Origin of the sequence: Klebsiella sp. 18074, assembly GCF_902705905.1 — a bacterium.
Taxonomy (GTDB): Bacteria; Pseudomonadota; Gammaproteobacteria; order Enterobacterales; family Enterobacteriaceae; genus Klebsiella; species Klebsiella terrigena.
The window spans coordinates 40,875-66,819 of record NZ_CACSIS010000011.1; the positions used below are offsets into that span (position 1 = coordinate 40,875).

The following is a 25,945-nucleotide window of genomic DNA, read 5'->3' on the forward strand; positions in this document are numbered from 1 at the left end:
AAGTGCTTACACCGCGGCAATAATCTTAATCTCAACCTTAAATCTCGGGTTCATCAGCTTAGCCTGCACGGTGCAGCGCACCGGTGCATGGCCTGCAACCACCCACGCATCCCACGCTTTGTTCATCGCGGTGAAATCGGCAGCGTCGGCGAGGAAAATGGTGGCATCAAGAATACGCGACTTGCTGCTGCCCTGTTTTTCCAGTACGGCATCTATTTGCGCCAGGGTGTCTGCGGTCTGCGCACAGGCGTCGGCGTCCAGATTCGATGGCACACCGGTGTAATACAGCGTCTGGTTATGAATAACCACATCAGACCAGCGGGCTTCGGCATCAATACGCGTAATTGTCATTTTAATTTCCTTATGTTCCTGTTCAGCGGAGTGTCGCAAGACTGCCACAATGTTTCCCCCGCGTCACTACACGGGCTGGCGAAAATCACTCCTCCCTGACATAATCACTGTCCAAATAACCAGGGGGCATTGTGATCGACGATTTTGCAGCAGACGGCCAGTTGGCCAACGCGATTCCGGGATTCAAACCACGCGAGCCGCAGCGCCTGATGGCAGTGGCGGTGACGCAGGCTATTGAGGAAACGCGGCCTCTGGTGGTCGAAGCAGGGACCGGAACCGGTAAAACCTACGCCTACCTGGCACCCGCGCTGCGGGCCAACAAAAAGGTGATTATCTCCACCGGCTCGAAGGCGCTGCAGGATCAGCTCTACAGCCGCGACCTGCCTACAGTCGCTACGGCACTGAAATTTACCGGTAAGCTGGCGCTGCTGAAAGGGCGGTCGAACTACCTGTGCCTGGAGCGTCTCGAGCAGCAGGCGCTGGCCGGGGGCGATCTGCCGGTGCAGGTTCTGAGCGATGTCATCCTGCTGCGATCCTGGTCTAACCAAACGATTGACGGCGACGTCAGCACCTGCGTCAGCGTGGCGGAGGACTCGCAGGCCTGGCCGCTGGTCACCAGCACCAATGACAACTGCCTTGGCAGCGATTGCCCGCTGTATAAAGAGTGCTTCGTGGTTAAAGCGCGTAAAAAGGCGATGGATGCCGACGTGGTGGTGGTCAACCATCACCTGTTCCTCGCCGATATGGTGGTTAAAGAGAGCGGCTTCGCTGAGCTCATCCCCGAGGCTGAAGTGATGATCTTCGATGAAGCACATCAGCTGCCGGATATTGCCAGCCAGTATTTTGGCCAGTCGCTCTCCAGCCGCCAGCTGCAGGACCTGGCGAAAGACATCACCATCGCCTACCGCACCGAACTGAAAGATACCCAGCAGCTGCAAAAATGCGCCGATCGCCTGGCCCAGAGCGCGCAGGATTTTCGCCTGCAGCTCGGGGACCCTGGCTACCGCGGCAACCTGCGCGACCTGCTGGCCGATAGCCATATCCAGCGCGCGCTGCTGCTGCTCGATGACGCGCTGGAGCTCTGTTACGACGTGGCGAAGCTCTCCCTTGGGCGCTCCGCGCTGCTGGATGCCGCCTTTGAGCGGGCAACGGTCTATCGCGCGCGGCTCAAGCGGTTGAAAGAGATTAACCAGCCGGGCTTCAGCTACTGGTATGAGTGCACCTCGCGCCACTTTACGCTGGCCTTGACCCCGCTGACCGTCGCCGAAAAGTTTAAAGAAGTGATGGCGCAAAAGCCCGGCAGCTGGATTTTCACCTCGGCAACGCTGTCGGTAAATGACGATCTGCGCCACTTTACCTCTCGCCTCGGTATTGAAGAGGCCGAGTCGCTGCTGCTGCCCAGCCCGTTTGATTATGCTCACCAGACGCTGCTCTGCGTGCCGCGCAATCTGCCGCTGCCAAACCAGCCCGGCGCGGCGCGTCACCTGGCGGCGATGCTCAAGCCGCTGATTGAGGCTAACGACGGGCGCTGCTTTATGCTGTGCACCTCCCACGCCATGATGCGCGATCTGGCGGAGCAGTTCCGCGCCACCATGACGCTGCCGGTTCTCCTGCAGGGGGAAACCAGCAAAGGCCAGCTGCTGCAGCAGTTCGTCAGCGCCGGTAACGCGCTGCTGGTGGCGACCAGCAGCTTCTGGGAAGGGGTCGACGTGCGCGGCGATGCCCTCTCGCTGGTGATTATCGATAAGCTTCCCTTTACCTCTCCCGACGATCCGCTGCTGAAAGCGCGAATGGAAGACTGCCGGCTGCGCGGCGGCGACCCGTTCGACGAGGTTCAGCTGCCGGATGCGGTGATCACCCTCAAGCAGGGCGTGGGGCGCCTGATCCGCGATATTGACGACCGCGGCGTGCTGGTCATTTGCGATAACCGTCTGGTGATGCGCCCCTACGGCGCGGTATTCCTCGCCAGCCTGCCCCCGGCGCCGCGAACCCGCGATATCCGCCGGGCGGTGCGCTTTCTCGCCGTGCCGCCGGTGCGGTGATCCGGCGTAAAATGTGATAAACTGCGCGCCATTTTGTCAATCTGCTATAGCGAGAGCGCGACAACCCATGCGAATTTTAGCTATCGATACCGCCACGGAGGCCTGCTCCGCGGCGCTGTGGAATGATGGCACCCTTTGTGCTCATTTTGAAATCTGCCCCCGCGAACATACGCAACGTATTCTGCCTCTGGTGCAGGATGTCCTTAACGAAAGTAACGTCCTGCTGACCGACCTGGATGCGCTGGCGTTCGGCCGCGGGCCGGGTAGCTTTACCGGCGTGCGCATCGGCATCGGCATTGCGCAGGGCCTGGCGCTTGGCGCCGAACTGCCGATGATCGGCGTTTCTACGCTGGCCACCATGGCGCAGGGCGCATGGCGTAAAACCGGCGCCACCCGCGTGCTGGCCGCCATTGATGCCCGCATGGGCGAGGTTTACTGGGCGGAATATCAGCGCGACGAGCAGGGCGTCTGGCACGGCGAAGAGACCGAAGCGGTCCTCAAACCGGAGGCCGTCAGCGAGCGTCTGCAGCAGCTGGAGGGAAGCTGGGCAACGGTTGGCACCGGCTGGCCGGCGTGGCCCGATCTGGCGAAGGACTCCTCGCTGACCTTAACCCACGGCGAAATTGAGCTGCCGGCAGCGGAAGACATGCTGCCGCTGGCCTGCCATCTGCTTTCCGTTGGAAAAACCGTTGCCGTAGAGCACGCCGAGCCGGTTTATTTGCGTAACAACGTGGCCTGGAAGAAACTTCCTGGCCGTGGATGAATCTCAGTAAGCATAAGACTGAGAGAAGGAGTCGCATCATGGCGGGTCAAACTAAAGTAGTACGTTGGCTGTTGGCGGGCGCCGCTGCCGCTGCGTTAAGTGGCTGTGTTTCGGTACCGGATGCCATCAAAGGCTCTACCCCGACGCCGCAGCAGGATTTAGTGCGGGTTATGGCCGCACCGCAGCTGTACGTTGGCCAGGAAGCTCGCTTTGGCGGCAAAGTGGTCAACATCACGAATCAGCAGGGTAAAACCCGCTTAGAAATTGCCACGGTGCCGCTGGACAGCGCCGCTCGACCCGAGCTGGGCGAGCCTTCGCGCGGGCGTATCCTCGCCGACGTTAATGGCTTCCTCGACCCGGTCGACTTCCGCGGTCACCTGGTGACGGTAGTTGGCCCGATTACCGGCGTTGTCGACGGTAAGGTCGGCGGCACGCCGTACAAGTTTATGCAGATGAACGCCACCGGCTATAAGCGCTGGAACGTTGTGCAGCAGGTGGTTATGCCGCCGCAGCCGATTGACCCGTGGATGGTCGGCCCGCGTCCGTGGCGCTACGGCTACGGTTATGGCGGCTGGGGCTACGGTGGAATGGGCTGGTATAACCCAGGTCCTGCGGAAGTAAGAAATGTGGTAACCGAATGATTTTGCGGTTTTTATAAGCTATTTGAAAGCTAAAAGAAACAGCGGCCTGTCCGCTGTTTCGTCATTTTTGGTCTGATAAGAAAAATAAATAGTGACGCGCTTCGCAACCTGCAAAACGCCTAATTAATAAACTGGTACGCTGAGTTAATATAATGTTAACAGAATGTTTGTTGATCAGGGGCTGTGATGACGACGAATAACTATTTCAGAGGTGATGCAGTGAAAAAGGTTTGGCTAAACCGTTATCCCGCCGATGTTCCTGCGGAGATAAATCCTGACCGCTATCAATCCCTGGTTGAATTGTTTGAACACGCCGCCACGCGCTATGCCGACCAGCCGGCGTTTATCAACATGGGTGAGGTGATGACCTATCGTAAGCTGGAGGAGCGCAGCCGCGCCTTCGCTGCTTATCTTCAGCAGGGCCTGGGGCTGCAAAAGGGCGATCGCGTAGCGCTGATGATGCCTAACCTGTTGCAGTACCCCATCGCGCTGTTTGGGATCCTGCGCGCCGGGATGATCGTGGTTAACGTCAACCCGCTGTACACGCCGCGCGAGCTTGAGCATCAGCTTAACGACAGCGGCGCCGCGGCGATTGTGATCGTCTCAAACTTTGCGCATACCCTTGAGAAGGTGGTCGATAAAACCCAGGTCAGGCACGTTATCCTGACGCGAATGGGCGATCAGCTGTCGACGGCGAAAGGGACTCTGGTTAACTTCGTCGTCAAGTATATCAAGCGGCTGGTGCCGAAATATCATCTGCCCGACGCCATTTCGTTTCGCAGCGCGCTGCAGCACGGTTACCGGATGCAGTACGTCAAACCGGAAATCGTCTGTGAGGACCTCGCGTTCCTGCAGTATACCGGCGGGACGACCGGCGTTGCGAAAGGGGCCATGCTGACCCATCGCAATATGCTGGCCAACCTTGAGCAGGTCAACGCCACCTATGGGCCGCTGCTGCACCGGGGCAAAGAGCTGGTGGTGACGGCTCTACCGCTGTACCACATTTTTGCGCTGACCATGAATTGCCTGCTGTTTATCGAGCTTGGCGGGCAGAACCTGCTGATTACCAACCCGCGGGATATTCCGGGGCTGGTGAAGGAGCTGGCTAAATATCCGTTTACCGCGATGACCGGGGTCAATACCCTGTTTAACGCGCTGCTGAATAACAAAGAGTTTCAGCAGCTCGACTTCTCCACGCTGCACCTCTCCGCCGGCGGCGGGATGCCGGTTCAGCAGGTGGTGGCCGAACGCTGGGTGAAGCTCACCGGACAGTATCTGCTGGAGGGTTACGGCCTCACCGAGTGCGCGCCGCTGGTTAGCGTTAACCCGCATGATATTGACTACCACAGCGGGAGCATCGGGCTTCCGGTGCCGTCGACCGAAGCGAAGCTGGTTGACGATGACGATAACGAAGTCGCCCCGGGCGAGCCGGGCGAGCTGTGCGTGAAAGGTCCGCAGGTGATGCTGGGTTACTGGCAGCGTCCGGACGACACCGCTGAAATCATCAAAGACGGCTGGCTGCACACCGGCGATATTGCGGTGATGGACGACGATGGCTTCCTGCGGATTGTCGATCGTAAGAAAGATATGATTCTGGTTTCCGGATTTAACGTCTACCCCAACGAAATTGAAGACGTGGTGATGCAGCACTCCGGCGTTCAGGAAGTGGCGGCGGTCGGCGTACCGTCCGGCAGCAGCGGCGAAGCGGTGAAGATTTTTGTCGTGAAGAAAGATGCGGCGCTGACCGAAGAGGCGCTGATCACCTTCTGCCGCCGCCAGCTGACGGGCTATAAGGTTCCCAGGCTGGTTGAGTTTCGTGATGAGCTGCCAAAATCGAACGTCGGGAAAATTTTACGGCGAGAACTTCGTGACGAAGCTCGCGCTAAAGTAGACAATAAAGCCTGAGCTAAGAGTGAATCGCCAGACGCCGGCTAAGCCGGCGTTTTTTATGGGCGCCAGTTAAGAGAGCATGATTTGAACTATCAGATGATTACCACCAACGACGGTCTTCGCGCCGTCTGTGAAGCGGCAAGCGCGGCAGCTGCGGTTGCGCTGGATACGGAATTTGTCCGCACCCGCACCTATTATCCACAGCTGGGACTGCTGCAGCTGTTTGATGGCGAGCAGGTTTCGCTCATCGATCCGCTGGAAATCACCGATTGGGCACCGATGCGTGAACTGCTGCTGAATCAAAACGTCACCAAATACCTCCACGCTGGCAGTGAAGATCTGGAAGTGTTCCTCAACACCTTCAGCCTGATGCCGCAGCCGCTGATTGACACCCAAATTCTGGCGGCCTTCTGCGGGCGCCCGATGTCATGGGGCTTTGCCTCGATGGTCGAGGAGTACTCCGGCGTGGCGCTGGATAAGAGCGAGTCGCGTACCGACTGGCTGGCCCGCCCGCTGACCGAACGCCAGTGCGACTATGCCGCGGCGGACGTCTGGTACCTGCTGCCCATCGCCATCAGGCTGATGGCCGAAACCGAAGCCGCCGGCTGGCTGCCCGCTGCGCTGGACGAATGTCGCCTGATGCAGCAGCGCCGCCAGGAAATACAGGACCCGTCGCAGGCGTGGCGCGAGATCGGCAACGCCTGGCAGCTTCGCACCCGCCAGCTCGGCTGCCTGCAGCTGCTGGCGGAGTGGCGCCTGCGCAAAGCGCGCGACCGCGACATGGCGGTGAATTTCGTCGTGCGTGAGGAGCATCTGTGGAGCGTGGCGCGCTATATGCCCGGCAGCCTCGGCGAGCTCGATAGCCTCGGGCTGTCGGGCAGCGAAATTCGTTTTCACGGCAAAACGCTGATAAGCCTGGTGGCGAAGGCGCAGGCACTGCCGGAAGAGGCGTTGCCTGAGCCGTTGCAAAACCTGATCGATATGCCGGGATACCGCAAGGTCTTCAAAGAGATTAAGGCGCTGGTGCAGGAAGTGAGTAGCGAAACGGAGCTGAGCGCCGAGCTGCTGGCGTCAAGAAGGCAGATTAACCAGCTGCTGAACTGGCACTGGCAGTTGAAGAGCGGCAATGCGCTGCCGGAGCTGATTTCCGGCTGGCGTAGCGAACTGATGGCCGATCGCCTGCGGGCGCTGCTCAGCGAATATCCGCGCTAAGTCACGGCAACGCGAAGCAACGGCAAATAGCCCGGGAGATCTCCGGGCTATGCAACAAACTGGCCCGACAGCGCAAGGCTATCGGGCGCATCCAGCGTCAGGATTTCGACTCTTCCGGTTCTGGTAAAGTCACGTTCAACTCCAGAATCGAAATATCACCGTCTCGCTGCTCCAGCTGCACGCTGACCATTTCCGGGTCGATCTGCACGTACTTACAGATGACTTCCAGAATATCTTTTCGTAGCTGCGGCAGGTAATGCGGTTCAGCATCGCCGCGACGACGCTCCGCAACGATGATTTGCAGGCGCTCTTTCGCAATGTTGGCCGTGTTCTTTTTCCGCGAGAGAAAAAAGTCGAGTAATGCCATAATTTATCCTCCGAACAGGCGTTTGAGGAAACCTTTCTTCTCTTCTTCAATGAAGCGGAAAGGACGTTCTTCTCCGAGCAGACGTTCGACGGTATCGGCATAGGCCTTACCTGCGTCCGATGCATCATCCAGAATAACCGGCTCACCCTGGTTCGACGCGCGCAGCACGGACTGATCTTCCGGGATCACGCCTACCAGATTGATACGCAGGATCTCCAGCACGTCTTCCATGCTCAGCATGTCGCCCTTATTGACGCGACCTGGGTTGTAGCGGGTCAGCAGCAGGTGCTCTTTAATCGGCTCTTCGCCATTTTCCGCACGGCGGGATTTGGACGCAAGAATACCGAGGATGCGGTCGGAGTCACGAACGGAGGAGACTTCCGGGTTAGTGGTGATGATGGCTTCGTCAGCGAAGTACAGCGCCATCAGCGCACCGGTTTCGATGCCTGCAGGGGAATCGCAGACAACAAAATCGAAATTCATTTTTTTCAGTTCTTCAAGAACCTTGTCTACGCCTTCGCGGGTCAGCGCGTCTTTATCACGCGTCTGGGAAGCGGGGAGGATGTAGAGGTTTTCGGTGCGCTTATCTTTGATTAACGCCTGATTCAGCGTGGCGTCACCCTGAATAACGTTAACGAAGTCATAAACTACCCGGCGTTCGCAGCCCATGATCAGATCAAGGTTACGCAGGCCAATGTCGAAGTCGATAACGACGGTCTTCTTTCCCTTCTGGGCCAAACCAGTAGCGATGGCCGCGCTGGAGGTGGTCTTGCCAACGCCCCCTTTACCCGAAGTCACAACAATAATGCGTGCCATAGAAATTCCTTGTTAAAAAGGGACTAACTCAACGGTTGAATAGTCAAAGCGTTATCGCCCAGACGCAGACGCGCCGCTTTGCCATAAAATTCGGCCGGGATATTATCACTCAGCCAGTATTCCCCAGCGATGGATACCAGTTCCGCCGCGAGGTGTGAACAAAATATTTGGGCTTCCCTGTCGCCGCCTGCGCCTGCGAGTGCGCGACCTCGCATCGTGCCATATACATGGATATTACCGTCGGCGATAAGTTCCGCGCCGGCACTCACATGGTTTGTAACAATTAGATCACAGTGTGGTGCATAAATGCGCTGACCGGAACGTACCGGCAGGTCAATCAAACGCGTTTTTGTGATCTGATTAACAACTGGCGGGGCGACAACCGGTTCTGGCAACGCCTGACGAGGCATTTTTTCTTTCCCTTCCGTCAGTAAAGGGATCCCGGTGCGGTCGATTTCCGCTTTCAGCCGCGGGACCTTGCAGCCGCTCACGCCGATAATACGTAAACCGGTGGTGGCGATGGCTTCCTGCATGGCGCGCCAGTCGACGACATTTTCGATGCCGCTAATATTCACAACGACCGGGGCGTGACGTAAAAACGCGGGGGCCTGGGCGATTTTGTCTTCTAACGCCTGACGAATAACCTCGGGATTTGCGTCGTGCAAATGAACGACAGATAAGGTGAAGCTACTGCCCTTAAGTTCGATTGGCGTATTTGACATCCTGGCCTTACTCAATTTGCTGTTTATCACCTGCCGAAGTGCGGTGATATTCCGAAGACTAAAAGGCATGTTATAGTCACTCATATATTGAGGCAAGTGACCACGGGTCTAATTCCGAGTAAAACTATGTTTTGTGTGATCTATCGAAGTACCAAACGTGAGCAAACCTATTTATATGTCGAAAAAAAGGACGATTTCTCACGCGTGCCCCCGGAATTAATGAGCAGCTTCGGCACGCCGAAAATGACCATGCTGCTGCCGCTCGACGGGCGTAAAAAACTGGCTGGCGCTGACCTGGAAAAAGTAAAACAGGCGTTGAGCGAACAGGGCTATTATCTGCAGATTCCTCCACCGCCTGAGAATTTACTCAAGAAGCATCTGGCGGAACAGGGGAATAATCCTTAAATAATTCAGACTGCCGGCAGGGGAACATCGTTCGCGCCGGAGCAGCCTGAAGGAAAAGGGTATCACTCTGATTCACCCACTAAGGGGAAATAATGTACCAACATCATAACTGGCAGGGAGCATTACTGGATTTTCCGGTAAGCAAAGTCGTTTGCGTGGGCAGCAACTACGCAAACCACATCAAGGAAATGGGCAGTGCGACGCCGGAAGAACCGGTGCTGTTTATTAAACCTGAGACGGCGTTGTGCGATATCCGCCAGCCGTTGGTGCTTCCTGAAGGGCTGGGGTCGGTGCATCACGAAGTGGAGCTGGCGGTGCTGATTGGCAGCACGCTGCGTCAGGCGACCGAAGAGCACGTGCTCAAAGGGATCGCGGGCTACGGCGTGGCGCTGGATCTGACCCTGCGCGATCTGCAGGGCAAGCTGAAAAAAGCCGGCCAGCCGTGGGAGAAGGCTAAGGGGTTCGACAACGCCTGCCCGATCTCCGGTTTTATTCCCGCCGCCGAGTTCCACGGCGACCCGCAGAACACCGCGCTGAGCCTGAAGGTGAACGGCGCTGTCCGCCAGCAGGGCACGACTGCCGATATGATCCATAAAATTGTGCCGCTGATTGCCTACATGTCGCGCTTCTTTACGCTGAAGGCCGGCGACGTGGTGCTGACCGGCACCCCGGAAGGCGTTGGCCCGCTCAATAGCGGCGACGAGCTCGAAGTCGGTTTTAACGGTTTCTCCCTGTTGACCCGCGTGCTGTAACCTCCTGTTGCCGCCTTCAGAGGCGGCAAAACTTGCATCGGCGTGCCAGACTGGTTATAAGGTGCACCCTGAATTGCAATGACGGACATCCCTATGAGCGAACAACTCTTCTGGCAACACAAAACGCTGGAGCAAATGACCGACGCGGAGTGGGAATCACTGTGCGACGGCTGCGGACAGTGCTGCCTGCATAAGCTGATGGATGAGGATACTGACGAAATCTATTTTACTAACGTCGCCTGCCGTCAGTTAAATATTAAAACCTGCCAGTGTCGTAACTATGAACGGCGCTTCGAGTATGAGCCGGACTGCATCAAGCTTACGCGGGACAATCTGCCGACCTTTGAGTGGCTGCCGCCAACCTGTGCCTATCGCCTGCTGGCGGAAGGCCAGCCGCTGCCTCACTGGCATCCGCTGCTGACCGGGTCAAAAGCGGCGATGCACGGCGAGCGCATTTCCGTGCGCCATATTGCGGTGAAAGAGTCCACTGTCAACGACTGGCAGGACCATATTTTAAACAAGCCTGACTGGGCGCAGTAGCTGCCCGCTGCGCCAGACAGAACGGCTAAAACAGAAAACCCGCCAGCGGCGGGTTTTCTGTTTTAGCTCGATGGTCACTGGTGATAAAGTGTTTCCGTTTGCAATTAATGGAAACATAAAATGAAAAAAATAGTGATGATAGCAATTGCCGGGATCCTGCTTAGCGGATGTTCGGCAAAATACAACACAGCAGAAGTTACCAAAAGCACTGAGTTGTTGCTGAAAGATAAAACGGTCGTTATTGCTCAGCCGGCAAACGGGATTTATGAAACCAAAGTATACAGCGGCTCAGGGCAGGCTACGGCTCTCGCGGTTCAGTCTGCTTTCTCCCGATATACTGACAGCGTATCCGTTGCCCCTGAGTGTACGACGCTGAGCTGCCTGAAGGATAAACGCCCGCTTAGCGAAGGCTATTATGTCATTCCTCAAATACTGCATTGGGAAGACAGAGCGACAGAATGGTCCGGAATTCCGGATAAAATTGAAGTGAAAATCACGGTATATCATTCCTCCACGGATCGCGTGGTCGCCTCATCCATTCTGAGCGGTAAGAGTAAGTGGGCCACTTTCGGTGGCGATCATCCTCAGGATTTGTTGCCGCAACCCATTAATAGCTACGTTGCGGGCCTGTATTAATAACCCTGCCCGGCGGAGAGCGAATTTAATCTTCACTCTGCAAACCGCGTCAGCAAAACCCGCCACCGGCGGGTTTTCTGTTATCAGCCATCGGCAGGCGGGTTACGACTTTTTGCTGTGGAACAGCCCGTTTTCGCCGTCGGCGTCATCTTCAACCCAGAAGTTGATATTGAACTGGGCATCGTCGCTTAATTCGATGCGGTGCCAGTACTGAGGCGGGCTGGTCGCAAACTGCCCGGCGTTAATCACCACTTTGACCTCCGGCTCCGTCGCCTGTTCGTCGGCGAAGCCGTAATAAGTCACCGTTCCTTCCATCACGCAGAGCTGGCCGAAAACGGCGGCGGCGGTGTTGTGGTGGGTGAGCAGGGCGGCAGGTACGTTCTCTTTGGTAAAGAAGGGCGTGGAGCGTTTAACTTTCCAGTTAGCCGGAATACGCAGGTGAGACATCGTGAGCTCCTTAGCGGATACGAATAAGATGTATTTAATATGCAACTTATAGGGCCTGAGGTCAACTCACGGGAGAGAAAAATACCCTAAAGGCGTGGTACCGGCGACCGGGGTCCGCTGCGCTCAACGAACGTCGGGCAGAAGCTGCGGCCTCCCCGGACCTTCGGCATCGTGGAGAGCTATTGGGGGCGAGGCAAAAAAAACCTGCCAGCGATTGCTCTGACAGGTTTTACTCTTAGCGGTGCGGCTTTAGCGCGGGGGGATTAGCGGCCGAACAGATCGCGTTTTTTCGGTTTGAACGGCTGAGCAATCAGAACCAGCACGGCCACAACCAGATAGGCGGCAAAGATCCCCACCAGCCACTGCGGCATCTCCAGCGTCAGAAACTCCCACTGACGCACGGAACAGTCACCGCTGGCCACGAACATCTGCGGCAGCCACTTATCCAGCGGCAGCCACGTTGGGAAACGGGCGGCAAAGTCGCAGGTCTGGAACGGAGAAGGGTGAAGCTGAATCATGGTATGTTCCCACGCCAGCTGCAGCCCCCGCAGCGCGCTGTAGAGCCAGATAACCAGCGCCACGTAGCGCAGCGGCGTTTTCGGGGCGATAGCGCCGACAATACCGGCTGCCATAATCCCTAATAGCGCACAGCGTTCGTAAATACACATTACGCAGGGCTGCAGCAGCATAACGTGCTGGAACCATAGCGCAACCATCTCAAGCGCGAAAGCGGTGAACGCCATCAGGAGCCAGGCTCCGCGTCCTCTTGAGCACTGGTTTAAATATCGCAACATAGTCTTTTCCCTGAAAAATGCTAAATCATGGCAGTGTAAACGAAAACCGAACCGACGCCAGCAGCTAGTCCGAAAATATTACGTAAAAATATTGCACATCCGCCGGTGGGTTGCGGATGCGCAATATCGCGTCAGGCTCAGGGAAGCTGCGGCATCACGAGCCAGCCGTTTTCGAGCATCCACTGCGTCGCTGGCATCAGCGTAAACTCGACGCACAGCAGCCCGACCAGGGTCATCACGATGGTGTAAGGCAGCGCCATCCACACCATTCGCCCGTAGGAGAGGCGAATCAGCGGCGCCAGGGCGGAGGTCAGCAGGAACAGGAATGCCGCCTGGCCGTTTGGCGTGGCGACCGAAGGCAGGTTGGTGCCGGTATTGATAGCAACCGCCAGCAGCTCAAACTGCGGCAGGCTGATGGTGCCCTGCTGGAGCGCGGTTTTGGCCTCGTTGATATAGACCGTGCCAACGAAGACGTTATCGGAAATGGATGACAGCAGGCCGTTAAACAGATAGAACAGCGACAGCTGGGCGTGCGGCGACGCCTGCAGCACGAACTGGATCACCGGCGAGAACAGGTGCTGGTCGATAATTACCGCGACCACGGCGAAAAAGACCGTCAGCAGCGCGGTGAACGGCAGCGCCTCGGTAAAGGCTTTACCGATAGCGTGCTCGTCGGTCACGCCTGAGAAGGTGGTCGCCAGAACGATCACCGACAGACCGATCAGCCCGACCTCCCCAAGATGCAGAGCCAGCGCGGCAATCAGCCAGATGCCGATAATCCCCTGAGCGATAAGCCGCAGGCGATCCTGACGGCTGCGCTGCTGGCGGCTGCGATCGTCGTAATCCTGCAGAACCTTACGCACCGCCGGCGGCAGCGGTTCCCCGTAGCCGAACAGGCCGAACTTCTCCACCAGCAGGCAGGTGAGCAGGCCGCAGACGATGACCGGCAGCGTCACCGGCGTCATGCGTAAGAAGAACTCGCCGAAGTGCCATCCGGCCGCTTTGGCGATGATCAGGTTTTGCGGTTCGCCCACCATGGTCATCACGCCGCCCAGTGCGGTACCGACGCCCGCGTGCATCATCAGACTGCGCAAAAAGCCGCGGAACTGCTCCAGCACCTCGCGATAGTGCTGGTCGATGTGGCTATCGTCCAGCAGATCGAGATCGTCGGGCCGCGCGGAGGCCACGCGATGATAAATGCCGTAAAATCCCACCGCGACGCTAATCACCACCGCCACCACGGTTAACGCATCGAGGAAGGCGGAGAGGAACGCCGCCGCCAGGCAAAAGGCCAGCGATAGCAGCATCTTGCTGCGGATCCCCAGCAGCAGACGGGTAAAGATAAACAGCAGCAGCTGCTTCATAAAGTAGATCCCGGCCACCATAAAAATCAGCAGCAGGAGCACTTCGAGGTTGCTGGCGATCTCATCGCGAATATGCTCCGCGGTGGTCATCCCGATAAATACCGCTTCGATAGCCAACAGGCCACCGGGCATCAGCGGATAGCATTTGAGCGCCATCGCCAGGGTAAAAATAAACTCAATAACCAGTAGCCAGCCGGCGACGAACGGATTGAGGTAGAACGCCAGCGGGTTAATGATTAAGAAGACAATTAAGGTGAGCTTATACCAGTCCGGAGACTGGCCAAGAAAATTACGCCACAGGGCGCGGCCATAAGACATTTCCACGACAGATATCCTTCCCCGTCAAATATTGACATGAATTTACGTATTGCGATTTGTAAGACTACCAGCTGAGCAAAAGGGGAAGCAACCTGATTCGCATCGCGCCCGGCCTCTGTCAAACGCGAAGAGCAAAATCGCAAAATGAAACGGCGATCCCTTTTTAATTACCTCCTGGCGCTATCTGCCCTATAGCGGCTCTGGTATGATGAGTAGAATTTGCAACGCTGTGTAATGGAAATCTTACTATGGTCATTAAGGCGCAGAGCCCTGCGGGTTTCGCGGAAGAGTACATCATTGAAAGTATATGGAATAACCGCTTTCCCCCGGGCACCATTCTCCCCGCCGAACGTGAGCTTTCTGAACTTATTGGTGTGACCCGTACGACCTTACGCGAAGTTCTGCAGCGTCTGGCCCGTGACGGTTGGTTAACGATACAGCACGGCAAACCGACGAAGGTGAACAATTTCTGGGAAACGTCGGGTCTGAATATTCTCGAGACGCTGGCGCGCCTCGATCACGACAGCGTCCCGCAGCTGATCGATAACCTGCTGTCGGTGCGTACCAATATCTCCACTATCTTTATCCGCACGGCCTTCCGTCAGCATCCTGAAAACGCCCTGCAGGTTCTTGCCGCGGCGCGTGAGGTGGAAGACCACGGCGATGCGTTCGCCGATCTCGATTACGGCATCTTCCGCGGCCTGGCCTTTGCCTCCGGTAATCCGATCTACGGCCTGATCCTCAACGGCATGAAGGGCCTGTATACCCGTATTGGCCGTCACTATTTTGCCAATCCGGAAGCGCGCAGTCTGGCGCTGGGCTTCTATCACCAGCTGGCTAAAGTCTGTGAAGAAGGGCAGCACGAGCAGGTTTACGAGATCGTCCGTCGCTACGGGCATGACAGCGGTGAAATCTGGCATCGTATGCAGAAAACGCTGCCGGGTGATTTAGTCATCGGTATGCGCTAAGTCCCGCAATAAGAAAAAAACGCCCGGTGATTATGCCGGGCGTTTTGCTTTGTGCGATTTAGCGCCGCGCGACTTACAGCGCGTTTTGCCGCGGCGGGCTGCGCTCCAGCAGTTCGATGCTGCCATCGGCATTTTGCTGCTCCAGCAGGATGTCGAATCCCCACAGGCGATGGACGTGCTTGAGCACCTCACGGCGGCCCTTATCCAGCGGTACGCGGTTATGCGGCACGTAGCGCAGCGTCAGCGAACGGTCGCCGCGAAGGTCGACGTTCCACACCTGAATATTCGGCTCGAGGTTGCTCAGGTTGTACTGGGCGGAAAGCTTGGCGCGAATCTCCCGATACCCCTCCTCGTTATGGATGGCCGAAATCTCCAGGTAGTTGTGATGGTCGTCGTCGAGCACCGTAAAGAAGCGGAAATCACGCATAATTTTCGGTGACAGGAACTGGCTGATAAAGCTCTCATCCTTGAAGTCGCGCATAGCAAAATGCAGCGTCTCCAGCCAGTCGGAGCCGGCGATGTCCGGGAACCAGTATTTGTCCTCTTCGGTCGGCGACTGACAAATGCGCTTAATATCCTGGAACATGGCAAAGCCCAGCGCGTAGGGATTAATCCCGTTGTACCACTGGCTGTTATAGGGCGGCTGGTAGATAACGTTGGTGTGGCTGTGCAGAAACTCCAGCATAAAGCGTTCCGTCACCTTGCCTTCATCGTACAGGTGGTTAAGGATCGTGTAGTGCCAGAAGGTCGCCCAGCCCTCGTTCATCACCTGAGTCTGCTTCTGCGGATAGAAATACTGGCTCACCTTACGCACGATACGCAGGATTTCACGCTGCCATGACTCCAGCAGCGGGGCGTTCTTCTCCATAAAATAGAGCAGGTTTTCCTGCGGCTCCGAAGGGTAGCGGCGCGCGGTTTCAATGGCTTTCTCTTCTTCCCGCTTAGGCAGGGTGCGCCACAGCATATTCACCTGGCTTTGCAGATACTCTTCCCGGCTTTTCTGCCGCGCCTTCTCCTCCTGCAGCGAAATTTTCTGCGGACGCTTGTAGCGGTCGACGCCATAGTTCATCAGCGCGTGGCAGGAGTCGAGCAGTTTCTCCACCTCATCAACGCCGTACCGCTCCTCGCATTCGGTGATGTATTTGCGGGCGAAGATCAGGTAGTCGATTATCGAGCTGGCATCGGTCCAGCTGCGGAACAGGTAGTTATTCTTGAAAAAGGAGTTGTGCCCGTAGCAGGCGTGAGCCATCACCAGCGCCTGCATGGTAATGGTGTTCTCCTCCATCAGATAGGCGATACAGGGGTTGGAGTTGATGACAATTTCGTAGGCCAGCCCCTGCTGGCCGTGCTTATACGCCTGCTCGGTTTCGATAAATTTCTTACCAAACGACCAGTGCGGGTAGTTGATTGGCATTCCGACGCTGGAGTAGGCATCCATCATCTGCTCGGAAGTAATGACTTCGATCTGATGCGGGTAGGTGTCGAGACGATACAGCTTCGCCACCCGGTCAACCTCGGCGAGGTAGGTTTCCAGCAGTTCAAAAGTCCAGTCGGGTCCATCGCTTAAACGAGTCGTGTCCCTGTTTATGGAATCAATCGTAGCCATTAGCGCGCCCTCATTGTCGGTGACTCTCTCTATACGGAGAGCCTCACAACAAGCATAGAACACGGCTCGGCAAACTGCGCCTGCGAACAATTTCTTTTCTTCGCGATTTAGCAATCTTAAAGGCCTGGTTTAGCCTTTAATGCAGAATTTTATTCTGGTGAAAAATGAAGCGCAGCAGGAGATAGTAAATCTTCGGGGTCAGGGCTGGTGCGGTTTGCTGTGAGATAAGTCACCATAAATAAAGCGTATGTTGAATAATATTTTCAACTGAGTTATCAATTTGTAATCAGATGATTGTTCTTTAACTATTACGGAGTCGCTATGCGAGTCGTCATACTGGGAAGTGGGGTGGTTGGGGTAGCTAGTGCATGGTATTTAAGTCAGGCAGGGCATCAGGTGACGGTTATCGACCGCCAGCCGGGGCCGGCGGAAGAGACCAGCGCCGCCAACGCCGGACAGATCTCCCCGGGCTACGCCGCACCCTGGGCCGCGCCCGGCGTGCCGCTGAAGGCCATTAAGTGGATGTTTCAGCGCCACGCGCCGCTGGCGATCGGCCTTGACGGCACGCAGTTCCAGCTAAAATGGATGTGGCAGATGCTGCGCAACTGCGACACCCGCCACTATATGGAAAACAAAGGCCGCATGGTGCGACTGGCGGAGTACAGCCGTGACTGCCTGAAGGCGCTGCGCGAAAGCACCGGCATCCAGTATGAAGGGCGCCAGGGCGGGACGCTGCAGCTTTTCCGTACCGAAAAACAGTATGAGAACGCCACCCGCGACATCGCCGTGCTGCAGGATGCCGGCGTGCCGTATCAGCTGCTGGAGGCCAAACGTCTGCTGGAAGTCGAACCCGCCTTAGCCGAGGTGAGCCACAGGCTGACCGGCGGCCTGCGTTTACCGAACGATGAAACCGGCGACTGCCAGCTGTTTACCACGCGCCTGGCGGCGATGGCGGAGCAGGCGGGCGTCACCTTCCGCTTTAATACCTCGGTTGACGCGCTGCTGTACGAAGGAGAGCAGATCGCCGGCGTGAAGTGCGGCGATGAAATTGTCAAAGGCGATGCCTACGTCATGGCCTTCGGCTCCTACTCGACGGCGATGCTGAAAGGGCTGGTGGACATCCCGGTCTATCCGCTGAAGGGCTACTCGCTGACGATCCCGATCGCCGAGGAGGACGGGGCGCCGGTATCGACTATCCTTGATGAGACTTACAAAATTGCGATTACCCGCTTTGACCAGCGGATCCGCGTCGGCGGGATGGCGGAAATCGTCGGCTTTAATAAAGAGCTGCTGCAGCCGCGTCGCGAAACGCTGGAGATGGTGGTGCGCGATCTGTTCCCGCGCGGCGGCCACGTAGAGCAGGCGACCTTCTGGACCGGCCTACGTCCGATGACCCCGGACGGCACGCCGGTGGTCGGGCGCACGCCGTATAAAAACCTGTGGCTCAATACCGGGCACGGCACCCTGGGCTGGACCATGGCGTGCGGCTCAGGACAGCTTTTGAGCGATTTGATTTCGGGTCGCACTCCGGCTATTCCGTACGACGATCTTGCCGTCGCCCGCTATAGCTCGGGCTTCACTCCGGCGCGTGCTCAGCACCTGCACGGCGTTCACAACTAAGGAGTCTTCATGTCCCGTCCGGTACTGGCCAGCATTGATTTGTCGGCCCTGCGGCAGAATTTGCAGATTGTCCGGCGCGCGGCCCCGGGCTCGCGGCTGTGGGCGGTGGTGAAAGCCAACGCCTACGGCCACGGCCTGGCGCGCGTGTGGAATGCGCTCAGCGGCGCAGATGGCTTTGCCATGCTGAACCTTGAAGAGGCGATCCTGCTGCGCGAGCAGGGCTGGAAAGGACCGATTCTGCTGCTCGAGGGCTTCTTCCACGCCGACGAGCTGGCGCTGTTTGATAAGTATCGCCTGACCACCAGCGTGCACAGCAACTGGCAAATCAAGGCGCTGCAGCAGGCGAAGCTCCACGCTCCGCTGGATATCTACGTTAAGGTCAACAGCGGCATGAACCGGCTGGGCTTTATGCCGGAGCGCATCCATACCGTCTGGCAGCAGCTGCGGGCGCTGGGCAACGTCAGCGAAATGACGCTGATGTCGCACTTTGCCGACGCGGAAAATCCGCAGGGCATCGTCGAGCCGATGCGCCGCATCGAGCAGGCGGCAGAAGGGCTGGCGTGCTCGCGTTCGCTGGCGAACTCGGCGGCGACCCTTTGGCACCCGGAAGCGCATTTTGACTGGGTCAGACCGGGGATCGTGCTCTACGGCGCCTCGCCGTCCGGCCAGTGGCAGGATATCGCCAACAGCGGCCTGAAGCCAGTGATGACCCTCAGCAGCGAGATTATTGCCGTGCAGAACCTGAAGGCGGGTGAGGCGGTGGGCTACGGCGGCCTCTACCGGACAACGGAGGAGCAGCGGATTGGCATCGTGGCCTGCGGCTATGCCGACGGCTATCCGCGCATTGCGCCGGCGGGAACGCCGGTGCTGGTTGATGGCGTGCGCACCACGCTGGTGGGGCGCGTGTCGATGGATATGCTGGCGGTAGACCTCACGCCTTGCCCACAGGCCGGCATCGGTGCGCCGGTCGAACTGTGGGGCAAAGAGGTTAAAATCGACGACGTGGCCGCCGCCAGCGGTACCGTCGGCTATGAGCTAATGTGCGCTTTGGCGCCGCGCGTCCCTGTTGTGACGGCGTAACTTTCCGTGAGGCGGATCACTCCGCCTCATCTTCCGCAACGCGAACGCCCACCTTCAGCACGTGGTCCTCTTCTTTTTCGGCCACCGTCCACACCATCCCGGCGAACTCAACGTGGTCACCCACAACCGGCGCCGCTCCGAGCTGATGCTGAACGACATCACCCAGCGACAGCTGGCGATCGCGATACTCTTCCCCGCCCTCCAGGCCATAAATTTGCGCCACATCTGCGAATTTTGCGCTGGCATCGAGAATAAAGTCGCCGAAGAAGCGCTGATCGAGCGCCACCGGCGGCGACTGGCTGAACATCTTACCCAGCGCGGGCAGGTCGCGCTCGCGGCCAATCACGCACAGAATATCTCCCTCCAGCAGGCGGGTGCTGCCGGTGGGGTGCAGCAGCGCGTTATCGCGAAACAGGGCGGCAATGCGCGTTTCCGGCGGCATATGCAGATCGCGCAGCGCCGCGCCGACGCACCATTTATCGGCGCTAAGCTGATAGACAAACTGCTCCCACGGGTTCTCCGGATGGATATCCAGCCCGACCCGGGAAATGGGCCAGCCTACCGGCGGGACCACCACCCGAGCTTTTTTCGCCGCCCACGATAGCGAGGTGCCCTGCAGCAGCAGTGAGACCAGCACCACGAAGAAGGCGACGTTGAAGAACAGGCGCGCATTCTCAAGCCCGGCCATCATCGGGAATACGGCGAGGATAATCGGTACCGCGCCGCGTAATCCTACCCAGCTGATGAAGATGCGCTCGCGCAGGTTAAACCCGCGAAATGGCAGCAGGCCGGCGAAGACCGACAGCGGACGGGCGACAAAAATCATCCACATCGACAGCAGCAGCGCCGGGATCGCAATCGGCCACAGGTCCGACGGCGTCAGCAGCAGGCCGAGCACCAGGAACATGCCGATTTGCGCCAGCCACGCCAGGCCGTCGAAGTTTTGCAGAATGCCGTGACGGTTGCGAATCGGCCGGTTGCCGAGCAGGAAGCCGCACAGATAAACCGCCAGGATGCCGCTGCCGTCCAGCGAGGTGGTGACGGCGAAAATCATAATCCCGCCGCTCAGTGCCAGCAGAGGATAGAGGCCGGTTGGCAGCACGATGCGGTTTATCATCTGCAGGAGCAGATAGCCGCCGCCGAGGCCGATGACGATCCCAAGGCCAAACTGCTGCACGATGTGGACCGCAAACATCCAGCTGAGGCCGGTTTCGTGCTGCTGAATCATCTCGATAAGCGTGATGGTCAGAAACACCGCCATCGGATCGTTGCTGCCGGATTCGATCTCCAGCGTTGAGCCGACGCGCTCGTTGAGGCCCTTGCCGCCGAGCAGGGAGAAGACCGCCGCGGCGTCGGTGGAGCCGACAATCGCGCCGATCAGCATCCCCTCAATCAGGTTGAGATGAAACAGCCACGCCGCCATCAGCCCGGTCAGGCAGGAGGTGATCAGTACCCCGACGGTGGCCAGCGAAAGCGCGGGCCATAGCGCCACGCGAAAGGAGCTGGCCTGGGTGCGCATCCCGCCGTCCAGCAGGATCACCGCCAGCGCCAGGTTACTCGCCATATAGGCGAAAGGGTAGTTGTCAAAAGGGATGCCGCCGATACCGTCAACGCCCGCCAGCATGCCGATAGCCAGGAAGATGACCAGAATCGGAATGCCGAGACGTGAGGAAAAGGAACTCAATAAAATGCTACAGGTTACTAATACAGAACCCAGAATAAACAGACTAATAACCGCACCGGCATCCAATGTTCATGCACTCCTTACGCGTATGAAGACTTTGAGAAATTGACATCATATTAACCATCCGCGGGGGATCCGGAAATGTGTCACGGAAAATTTTATTCCGTCAGCACCGGATGGCCGCTCAGCGTGAGGGTGGTGGTGGCCGCATTGTTCACCAGCAGCGCCCGCGCGCCGAGCGGCAGGGTGACGGTACGCTGCTCGTGGCCGAAATCTAAGCCGTCGATCAGCGGAACAGCGAGCTGCGCGCGCAGGTAAGCGTAAACTGCCGGTAAATCGTATCCGGCGTCGTAATCGTTGGGCGCGGCGCCGCTGAAGCTGCCGAGGATAATCGCCCGCTGGCGTGCAAGAATGCCGCTATGCAGCAGCTGCAGCAGCATGCGCTCGACGCGGAACGGATGTTCGTTGATATCTTCCAGCACCAGAATGCCATCGGCAATCTGCGGCAGCCACGGCGTGCCGATAAGCGAGGTGAGCATCGCCAGGTTGCCGCCCCACAGCGTGCCCTGCGCGCGGCACTCCGGACCGTCGCCGTCCCATTCGAGGGTAAACTGCGGGCTGCTCAGCGCCTGCCAGAAGTGAAATTCCGTGAACGGATCCAGCGTTTCTGCACCAAAATTACCTGCCAGCATCGGCCCGCTGAAGGTGATTATGCTACCCTTTGCCAGCAGACCCAGCTGGATCGCCGTGAAATCACTGTGGCCGCAGATCAGCAGCGGGTCCTGCCGCTGGCGCGCGGTCAGGCCCTGCCAATCGATGTGCGGCAGCAGGCGGCTGGCACCGTAGCCGCCGCGCACCGGCATGACGATGCGGTTGCTGCCGTCGAGGGTAGCGAGCTGGTTGATATCGTCCAGGCGTTGCTGCTCAGTCCCGGCAAAGCGCTGCTGTCGGCGGGTAATGACCTGCTGGTTTATCACCTGGTGTCCTGCTTCCAGCAGACGGCTGACGCCGCGGGCCGCCGCCTGCTGGTTGGTGCAGTAGCCTGAGGGGGCGACCAGATAAAACTGAGACATGGCAATTCCTTGCTAAGAATGAAAGGGTTATCATGCCGCCTGGAGCGATTATTGTCATCTCCAGGCAGCAAACTTCAGCCAATAAGGATAGATGTGTGAAATTGAGATGGTGCGTTTTTTTATTTGTGTTCCTGGCCGGCTGTAGCTCGAAACATGATTACCGCAATCCACCGTGGAACGCCGAGGTTCCGGTGAAGCGGGCGATGCAGTGGATGCCAATCAGCGAAAAAGCCGGCGCAGCGTGGGGCGTTGACCCGCAGCTGGTGACGGCAATTATCGCCATCGAGTCCGGCGGTAATCCTACGGTAGTGAGTAAATCCGGTGCGGTTGGCCTGATGCAGCTGAAGCCTTCGACCTCCGGGCGCGATGTTTACCAGCGCATGGGCTGGCGCGGCGAGCCGTCGGTGAGCGAGCTGAAAAACCCGGAGCGTAATATTTCGATGGGCGCGGCCTATCTGAGCATTCTTGAGAACGGTCCGCTGGCCGGGATTAAAGATCCGCAGGTGATGCGCTACGCGGTGGTGGTCTCCTACGCCAACGGCGCCGGCGCGCTGCTGCGCACCTTCTCGTCGAACCGCCAGGACGCGATTGACGAAATTAATGATATGGATGCCGACGACTTCTTCGAGCACGTAGCGAAAAAGCACCCGGCTCCGCAGGCGCCGCGCTATATCTGGAAGCTGCAGAAAGCGCTGGACGCGATGTAATCATCGCCACCTTGCGCCACTCGCGCCGCGCTTAGCGGGGCGACAGAACGCGTGATTCTGTCACCCGCAGGCGCGGCGTTTTAGACTCTGGCTTAGAAATCGTAGCCGACGGTGGCCGTCACGCTGCGCTCCGCGCCCCAGTAGCAGTTACCGGTTCCGTAGCAGCCGGAGAGGTACTCCCGGTCGCTGAGGTTATTCGCATTCACCTGCACGAACGCCCCTTTCAGCGACGGCGACCAGACGCCGAGATCCGCACGCACCATCGCATCCAGCAGGGTCACCGACGGCAGACGCTCGGTATTGGCATCATCCGCCCACTGTTTCCCAATGTAGCGTACCCCCGCACCGGCGCTGATCCCCGCCGGGAACTGATAGCGCGCCCAGAAGGAAGCCATCTGATCCGGCGAGAGCTGCGGCGTATTATCGTTGGTACCGTCCTTGGTTTCCTGGAAGCGCAGGCGGTTCCAGGTATAGGAGGCGATGGTGCTCAGCTGCGGCGTAATTTGGTTATGCATCTCCAGCTCGACGCCCTGAGAGTGCACCTTCCCGGCCGGAACAAAGGTTGCGGTGGCGATATTCGGATCGCGGGTGGCGACGTCTTTCTGGGTTAAATCATAGATAGCGATACTGTACATATCGGCGCTGCCCGGCGGCTGGAACTTCAGACCCGCTTCTACCTGTTCCGCGGTCGTCGGTTTGAGCAGGGTGCCGTCGGCTCCCGGCAGCATCGCCGGGGTAATGGCCTGGCTGTAGCTCAGGTACGGCGAGAGGCCGTTTTCCAGCGCGTACAGCAGGGAGGCGCGGCCGCTGATATGGTCATCCGAACGGCGGCTCGAGGTACCGAACGTGTCGCTGACCTGCTGGGAAACGATGCGGTCGTAGCGGCCGGAGAGGTCCAGATGCCAGCGATTCCACACCATCTCATCCTGCAGATAGAGCCCGGTCTGGTAATAGCGGCGGTTATTGTTATCGCTGTAGGTGACGGTATGCCCGCTCTGAGCGGTATAGCCGGTAAACGGATCGAGCGGCGAGGCGCCGCCGGCACCGGTCCATAAATCGTTGCGGAAGCGGTGGTATTCCGCGCCGAGTATGAGGGTATGCGCCAGCTCGCCGGTACTAAAATCGGCGCGCAGGCGGTTATCCGTGGACCACGCGTCCAGCGAGCCGCGCGAGCCGCTGTAGCCGCGGGAGAGCATATTCGTGTCGTCAACCCAGCCCACCTGATACACCTGATCTAACGAGACGTTGGTGTGGGTATAGCTGCCGGCGGAATAGGCCGACCAGACGTCGCTGAACTGGTGATTAAACTCATAGCTGTAGATCTGCTCGCGACGCTGATAGCCATCGGCCGGATCGCCTTCGTTGGTGCTGGTGGAGAGCTTGCGCCCATTGTGCGCGTAGCGGGTGCCATCCAGCGGCAGCGAACCGTGATAGCCGCCCGACGGATCTTTTTGCAGATAGGCGCGCAGCAGCAGCGACGTGTCGCTATCCGGCTGCCAGAGCAGGGACGGCGAAATGGCGTAACGCTCTTCGCGGGAGTTGTCATACTGGGTATCGCTGGAGCGCGTCATGCCGATAATCCGATAGGCCCACTGGTCGTTAATGGCATCGGTATAGTCGAAGGCGGCGCCTTTGGTATTTTGCGTTCCGCCGCTGAGGCGGAAATGACCTTCGGAGGTGAACTGCGGGCGCTTCGAGGTCAGGTTGACCAGGCCGCCCGGCACGCTCTGTCCGTACAGCGCGGAGGAGGGGCCGCGAATAACGTCCACCCGTTCGATAAACCACGGATCGACCTGAATGACGTTGTGGCTCCCGCCGTCGCTCATCAGGCGCATGCCGTCGAGGAACAGGTTGTCGACGTCGCCGCCGTGATAGCCGCGCAGGGAGACGGTATCAAAACGCGTCGCGCCGCCGCCAAAGCTCGAGTAGACACCGGGCGTGTACTGTAGCGCCTGGCTAATCGTATTCGCGCCCTGATCGGCCATTTGCTGCCGGGTAATAACCGACACCGACTGGGCGGTAGTAATCAGCGGCTGATCGGTTTTGGTGGCCCCTGCGGAGGTCTTTGCGCTATAGCCCACGGTGGGCGTGCTGGCGGAATCGACGGGCTGGGCGGTAACCACGACCGTCTCTTCCGCAAGGCCTGCGAGAGGGAAAGCGGTAGCGAGGGCGCACAGCAAGGCGGAGCGTTTGAAGGTGACGCGAGCGATCATTGCATAATCCTGATGTTACGCAGCCTGGTACTCCTGTACGCCGCCGCGTGAAAAAGCGAAATTGTCAATTTTCGTCATAAAGTAATGCGAATTATTATTGTTTATCTTTTCGTTATCAAGATGTAATTGCCGCGCAGAAAAGTAAAACCTCATGATAAGTATGGTATTTATCGACGCAGGCGCGGCGGGCGGGGGATGGCGCGGCGAAAGCTGCTGCGCCGGGCTACCAGATTTGGTAGCCCGGCGCTAAGGAGCGGCGGGAGCTAAGAGCGGCTTTGCAGACGCAGCAGCGCCAGCGCTCTCCAGCCGTCGGCAAGGAACGGCATGGCTGAGAGCGTCAGCAGCTCCTCCGGCGTCCCGCCGTCGCTAAAGACAATGGCCTGCACTCGGCTAAGCGGCCAGCCCTCCGCCGGCCTATCGAGCAGCACAAAGCCGTCGCTGCAGCTGGTCTCCCCGGGGGTCAGCACCCGGTAAAACCAGCCGTTGCGCGACTGCTGGTGCATCAGCTCCGGCGCGTGAGGGTCCCTTAGCCGCTCGGCCATGGTCTGACAGGCCACGCGTCCCCAGGAGATCTGGATTTCGGCGCTGCCGAGGCGAAAAACATCCCCCGGACAGACGTTGGCTTCCGTCATCCCCCGAGTAGAAAAGTTCTCGCCGAACAGACCGATATGCAGCTGCTGTCCCGCCAGCGCCGGGTAGCGCTCGCGCCAGTAGTCGTAATGCTCGCGCGCGTAGTGCATCAGCGCGCAGTCGCGATCGGCAAAATGCTCCTCAATACCGTTCTCTGCCTGCAGGCCGTGGGTATCGAGGAACACGCGTCCGCTTAGCGCCGTTTTACGCAGGGAACCGTCCGCCTGGCGCTGGTTGACGAGAATGCTGCGCAGCATTACCGGAAAATCTGTCTTCATGGTGCTCTCCTTGTTCTCCGCCGCGG

General features: G+C 58.4%; 25 protein-coding genes. 13 read left to right on the forward strand and 12 right to left on the reverse strand.

What is annotated here, in order from left to right; translation table 11 throughout:
• Positions 1–6: 6 nt before the first annotated feature.
• The gene (locus tag GVK32_RS12635; RefSeq protein WP_159868113.1) at positions 7–351 is read right to left on the reverse strand and encodes a RidA family protein; all 345 of its coding nucleotides are present in this window, start codon (positions 349–351) and stop codon (positions 7–9) included.
• A gap of 131 nt (positions 352–482) precedes the next feature.
• Between GVK32_RS12635 and GVK32_RS12640 the strand changes: the two genes are divergently transcribed.
• From GVK32_RS12640 to rnd, 5 genes are all read left to right on the forward strand, one after another.
• The gene (locus GVK32_RS12640; protein ID WP_132511942.1) at positions 483–2,393 is read left to right on the forward strand and encodes an ATP-dependent DNA helicase; all 1,911 of its coding nucleotides are present in this window, start codon (positions 483–485) and stop codon (positions 2,391–2,393) included.
• Positions 2,394–2,460: 67 nt separating this feature from the next.
• Positions 2,461–3,156 (forward strand): tRNA (adenosine(37)-N6)-threonylcarbamoyltransferase complex dimerization subunit type 1 TsaB, encoded by a 696-nt coding sequence (gene tsaB, locus GVK32_RS12645; RefSeq protein WP_123709077.1) that lies wholly within the window; start codon positions 2,461–2,463, stop codon positions 3,154–3,156.
• Positions 3,157–3,194: 38 nt separating this feature from the next.
• On the forward strand, positions 3,195–3,797 hold the full coding sequence (locus GVK32_RS12650; RefSeq protein ID WP_159235723.1) for a Slp family lipoprotein: 603 nt from the start codon (positions 3,195–3,197) through the stop codon (positions 3,795–3,797).
• A 219-nt stretch (positions 3,798–4,016) separates the two neighbouring features.
• Positions 4,017–5,702 carry a long-chain-fatty-acid--CoA ligase FadD gene (fadD, locus tag GVK32_RS12655; RefSeq protein WP_159868364.1) on the forward strand — a complete coding sequence of 562 codons (1,686 nt, stop codon included), beginning with the start codon at positions 4,017–4,019 and terminating at the stop codon, positions 5,700–5,702.
• 81 nt (positions 5,703–5,783) lie between these two features.
• Positions 5,784–6,899 (forward strand): ribonuclease D, encoded by a 1,116-nt coding sequence (gene rnd, locus GVK32_RS12660; RefSeq protein ID WP_200842873.1) that lies wholly within the window; start codon positions 5,784–5,786, stop codon positions 6,897–6,899.
• Positions 6,900–6,996: 97 nt separating this feature from the next.
• Here the strand turns inward: rnd and minE are convergent, their stop codons facing one another.
• Genes minE through minC form a run of 3 tightly spaced genes read right to left on the reverse strand, consistent with a single transcriptional unit; the run spans position 6,997 to position 8,804 of the window.
• Positions 6,997–7,266, reverse strand: coding sequence for a cell division topological specificity factor MinE (gene minE / locus GVK32_RS12665; protein ID WP_041146181.1), 270 nt, complete (start codon positions 7,264–7,266; stop codon positions 6,997–6,999).
• 3 nt (positions 7,267–7,269) lie between these two features.
• Entirely contained in the window at positions 7,270–8,082 is an 813-nt protein-coding gene (minD, locus tag GVK32_RS12670; protein ID WP_041146180.1) for a septum site-determining protein MinD, read from the reverse strand.
• 23 nt (positions 8,083–8,105) lie between these two features.
• Entirely contained in the window at positions 8,106–8,804 is a 699-nt protein-coding gene (gene minC, locus GVK32_RS12675) for a septum site-determining protein MinC (RefSeq protein WP_159868367.1), read from the reverse strand.
• Between the two features lie 126 nt (positions 8,805–8,930).
• Between minC and GVK32_RS12680 the strand changes: the two genes are divergently transcribed.
• The 4 genes from GVK32_RS12680 (at position 8,931) to GVK32_RS12695 (ending at position 11,137) form a co-directional block, all read left to right on the forward strand.
• The gene (locus GVK32_RS12680) at positions 8,931–9,209 is read left to right on the forward strand and encodes a YcgL domain-containing protein (protein WP_123709073.1); all 279 of its coding nucleotides are present in this window, start codon (positions 8,931–8,933) and stop codon (positions 9,207–9,209) included.
• A gap of 92 nt (positions 9,210–9,301) precedes the next feature.
• Positions 9,302–9,961, forward strand: coding sequence for a fumarylacetoacetate hydrolase family protein (locus tag GVK32_RS12685; protein WP_159868119.1), 660 nt, complete (start codon positions 9,302–9,304; stop codon positions 9,959–9,961).
• A gap of 93 nt (positions 9,962–10,054) precedes the next feature.
• A complete protein-coding gene (locus tag GVK32_RS12690; RefSeq protein WP_041146176.1) occupies positions 10,055–10,501 on the forward strand; it encodes a YcgN family cysteine cluster protein in 447 nt (148 codons plus the stop codon).
• 120 nt (positions 10,502–10,621) lie between these two features.
• Positions 10,622–11,137, forward strand: coding sequence for a DUF4823 domain-containing protein (locus tag GVK32_RS12695; protein ID WP_159868122.1), 516 nt, complete (start codon positions 10,622–10,624; stop codon positions 11,135–11,137).
• A 102-nt stretch (positions 11,138–11,239) separates the two neighbouring features.
• Here the strand turns inward: GVK32_RS12695 and GVK32_RS12700 are convergent, their stop codons facing one another.
• The 3 genes from GVK32_RS12700 to nhaB all read right to left on the reverse strand — a co-directional run bounded on the left by GVK32_RS12700 (position 11,240) and on the right by nhaB (position 14,066).
• A complete protein-coding gene (locus tag GVK32_RS12700) occupies positions 11,240–11,584 on the reverse strand; it encodes a DUF1971 domain-containing protein (protein ID WP_041146175.1) in 345 nt (114 codons plus the stop codon).
• 263 nt (positions 11,585–11,847) lie between these two features.
• On the reverse strand, positions 11,848–12,378 hold the full coding sequence (gene dsbB / locus GVK32_RS12705; protein ID WP_041146174.1) for a disulfide bond formation protein DsbB: 531 nt from the start codon (positions 12,376–12,378) through the stop codon (positions 11,848–11,850).
• Positions 12,379–12,515: 137 nt separating this feature from the next.
• Positions 12,516–14,066: a sodium/proton antiporter NhaB gene (nhaB, locus tag GVK32_RS12710; protein ID WP_159868125.1), complete on the reverse strand. Its 1,551-nt coding sequence runs from the start codon at positions 14,064–14,066 to the stop codon at positions 12,516–12,518.
• 242 nt (positions 14,067–14,308) lie between these two features.
• Here nhaB and fadR point away from each other — a divergent pair, with 242 nt between their 5' ends.
• The gene (gene fadR / locus GVK32_RS12715) at positions 14,309–15,028 is read left to right on the forward strand and encodes a fatty acid metabolism transcriptional regulator FadR (RefSeq protein WP_041146172.1); all 720 of its coding nucleotides are present in this window, start codon (positions 14,309–14,311) and stop codon (positions 15,026–15,028) included.
• Positions 15,029–15,101: 73 nt separating this feature from the next.
• Here fadR and GVK32_RS12720 read toward each other — a convergent pair whose 3' ends face one another.
• Positions 15,102–16,634: a SpoVR family protein gene (locus GVK32_RS12720; protein ID WP_041146171.1), complete on the reverse strand. Its 1,533-nt coding sequence runs from the start codon at positions 16,632–16,634 to the stop codon at positions 15,102–15,104.
• Positions 16,635–16,955: 321 nt separating this feature from the next.
• Here GVK32_RS12720 and GVK32_RS12725 point away from each other — a divergent pair, with 321 nt between their 5' ends.
• Entirely contained in the window at positions 16,956–18,254 is a 1,299-nt protein-coding gene (locus GVK32_RS12725; protein WP_159868128.1) for a D-amino acid dehydrogenase, read from the forward strand.
• Positions 18,255–18,263: 9 nt separating this feature from the next.
• Positions 18,264–19,334: a catabolic alanine racemase DadX gene (gene dadX, locus GVK32_RS12730; protein ID WP_041146169.1), complete on the forward strand. Its 1,071-nt coding sequence runs from the start codon at positions 18,264–18,266 to the stop codon at positions 19,332–19,334.
• Positions 19,335–19,350: 16 nt separating this feature from the next.
• Here dadX and GVK32_RS12735 read toward each other — a convergent pair whose 3' ends face one another.
• A complete protein-coding gene (locus GVK32_RS12735) occupies positions 19,351–21,084 on the reverse strand; it encodes a potassium/proton antiporter (protein ID WP_159868131.1) in 1,734 nt (577 codons plus the stop codon).
• A gap of 92 nt (positions 21,085–21,176) precedes the next feature.
• Positions 21,177–22,091, reverse strand: coding sequence for a muramoyltetrapeptide carboxypeptidase (ldcA, locus tag GVK32_RS12740; RefSeq protein ID WP_159868134.1), 915 nt, complete (start codon positions 22,089–22,091; stop codon positions 21,177–21,179).
• Between the two features lie 95 nt (positions 22,092–22,186).
• Between ldcA and emtA the strand changes: the two genes are divergently transcribed.
• Complete coding sequence (gene emtA, locus GVK32_RS12745) at positions 22,187–22,798, forward strand: membrane-bound lytic murein transglycosylase EmtA (protein ID WP_041146166.1); 612 nt, start codon at positions 22,187–22,189, stop codon at positions 22,796–22,798.
• Between the two features lie 92 nt (positions 22,799–22,890).
• On the opposite strand, the gene GVK32_RS12750 is transcribed toward emtA, so the two are convergent.
• Positions 22,891–25,011 (reverse strand): TonB-dependent siderophore receptor, encoded by a 2,121-nt coding sequence (locus GVK32_RS12750; protein ID WP_159868137.1) that lies wholly within the window; start codon positions 25,009–25,011, stop codon positions 22,891–22,893.
• 263 nt (positions 25,012–25,274) lie between these two features.
• Positions 25,275–25,919 carry an MOSC domain-containing protein gene (locus tag GVK32_RS12755; RefSeq protein WP_159868140.1) on the reverse strand — a complete coding sequence of 215 codons (645 nt, stop codon included), beginning with the start codon at positions 25,917–25,919 and terminating at the stop codon, positions 25,275–25,277.
• Positions 25,920–25,945 lie beyond the last annotated feature (26 nt).

Excerpts from the sequence above, each read along its gene's own strand:
- GVK32_RS12635 (WP_159868113.1), bottom strand. The coding sequence starts at position 351 with ATGACAATTACGCGTATTGATGCCGAAGCCCGCTGGTCTGATGTGGTT.
- tsaB (WP_123709077.1), top strand. The coding sequence starts at position 2,461 with ATGCGAATTTTAGCTATCGATACCGCCACGGAGGCCTGCTCCGCGGCG.
- GVK32_RS12650 (WP_159235723.1), top strand. The coding sequence starts at position 3,195 with ATGGCGGGTCAAACTAAAGTAGTACGTTGGCTGTTGGCGGGCGCCGCT.
- rnd (WP_200842873.1), top strand. The coding sequence starts at position 5,784 with ATGATTACCACCAACGACGGTCTTCGCGCCGTCTGTGAAGCGGCAAGC.
- minE (WP_041146181.1), bottom strand. The coding sequence starts at position 7,266 with ATGGCATTACTCGACTTTTTTCTCTCGCGGAAAAAGAACACGGCCAAC.
- minD (WP_041146180.1), bottom strand. The coding sequence starts at position 8,082 with ATGGCACGCATTATTGTTGTGACTTCGGGTAAAGGGGGCGTTGGCAAG.
- minC (WP_159868367.1), bottom strand. The coding sequence starts at position 8,804 with ATGTCAAATACGCCAATCGAACTTAAGGGCAGTAGCTTCACCTTATCT.
- GVK32_RS12680 (WP_123709073.1), top strand. The coding sequence starts at position 8,931 with ATGTTTTGTGTGATCTATCGAAGTACCAAACGTGAGCAAACCTATTTA.
- GVK32_RS12685 (WP_159868119.1), top strand. The coding sequence starts at position 9,302 with ATGTACCAACATCATAACTGGCAGGGAGCATTACTGGATTTTCCGGTA.
- GVK32_RS12690 (WP_041146176.1), top strand. The coding sequence starts at position 10,055 with ATGAGCGAACAACTCTTCTGGCAACACAAAACGCTGGAGCAAATGACC.
- GVK32_RS12695 (WP_159868122.1), top strand. The coding sequence starts at position 10,622 with ATGAAAAAAATAGTGATGATAGCAATTGCCGGGATCCTGCTTAGCGGA.
- GVK32_RS12700 (WP_041146175.1), bottom strand. The coding sequence starts at position 11,584 with ATGTCTCACCTGCGTATTCCGGCTAACTGGAAAGTTAAACGCTCCACG.
- dsbB (WP_041146174.1), bottom strand. The coding sequence starts at position 12,378 with ATGTTGCGATATTTAAACCAGTGCTCAAGAGGACGCGGAGCCTGGCTC.
- fadR (WP_041146172.1), top strand. The coding sequence starts at position 14,309 with ATGGTCATTAAGGCGCAGAGCCCTGCGGGTTTCGCGGAAGAGTACATC.
- GVK32_RS12720 (WP_041146171.1), bottom strand. The coding sequence starts at position 16,634 with ATGGCTACGATTGATTCCATAAACAGGGACACGACTCGTTTAAGCGAT.
- GVK32_RS12725 (WP_159868128.1), top strand. The coding sequence starts at position 16,956 with ATGCGAGTCGTCATACTGGGAAGTGGGGTGGTTGGGGTAGCTAGTGCA.
- dadX (WP_041146169.1), top strand. The coding sequence starts at position 18,264 with ATGTCCCGTCCGGTACTGGCCAGCATTGATTTGTCGGCCCTGCGGCAG.
- ldcA (WP_159868134.1), bottom strand. The coding sequence starts at position 22,091 with ATGTCTCAGTTTTATCTGGTCGCCCCCTCAGGCTACTGCACCAACCAG.
- GVK32_RS12750 (WP_159868137.1), bottom strand. The coding sequence starts at position 25,011 with ATGATCGCTCGCGTCACCTTCAAACGCTCCGCCTTGCTGTGCGCCCTC.
- GVK32_RS12755 (WP_159868140.1), bottom strand. The coding sequence starts at position 25,919 with ATGAAGACAGATTTTCCGGTAATGCTGCGCAGCATTCTCGTCAACCAG.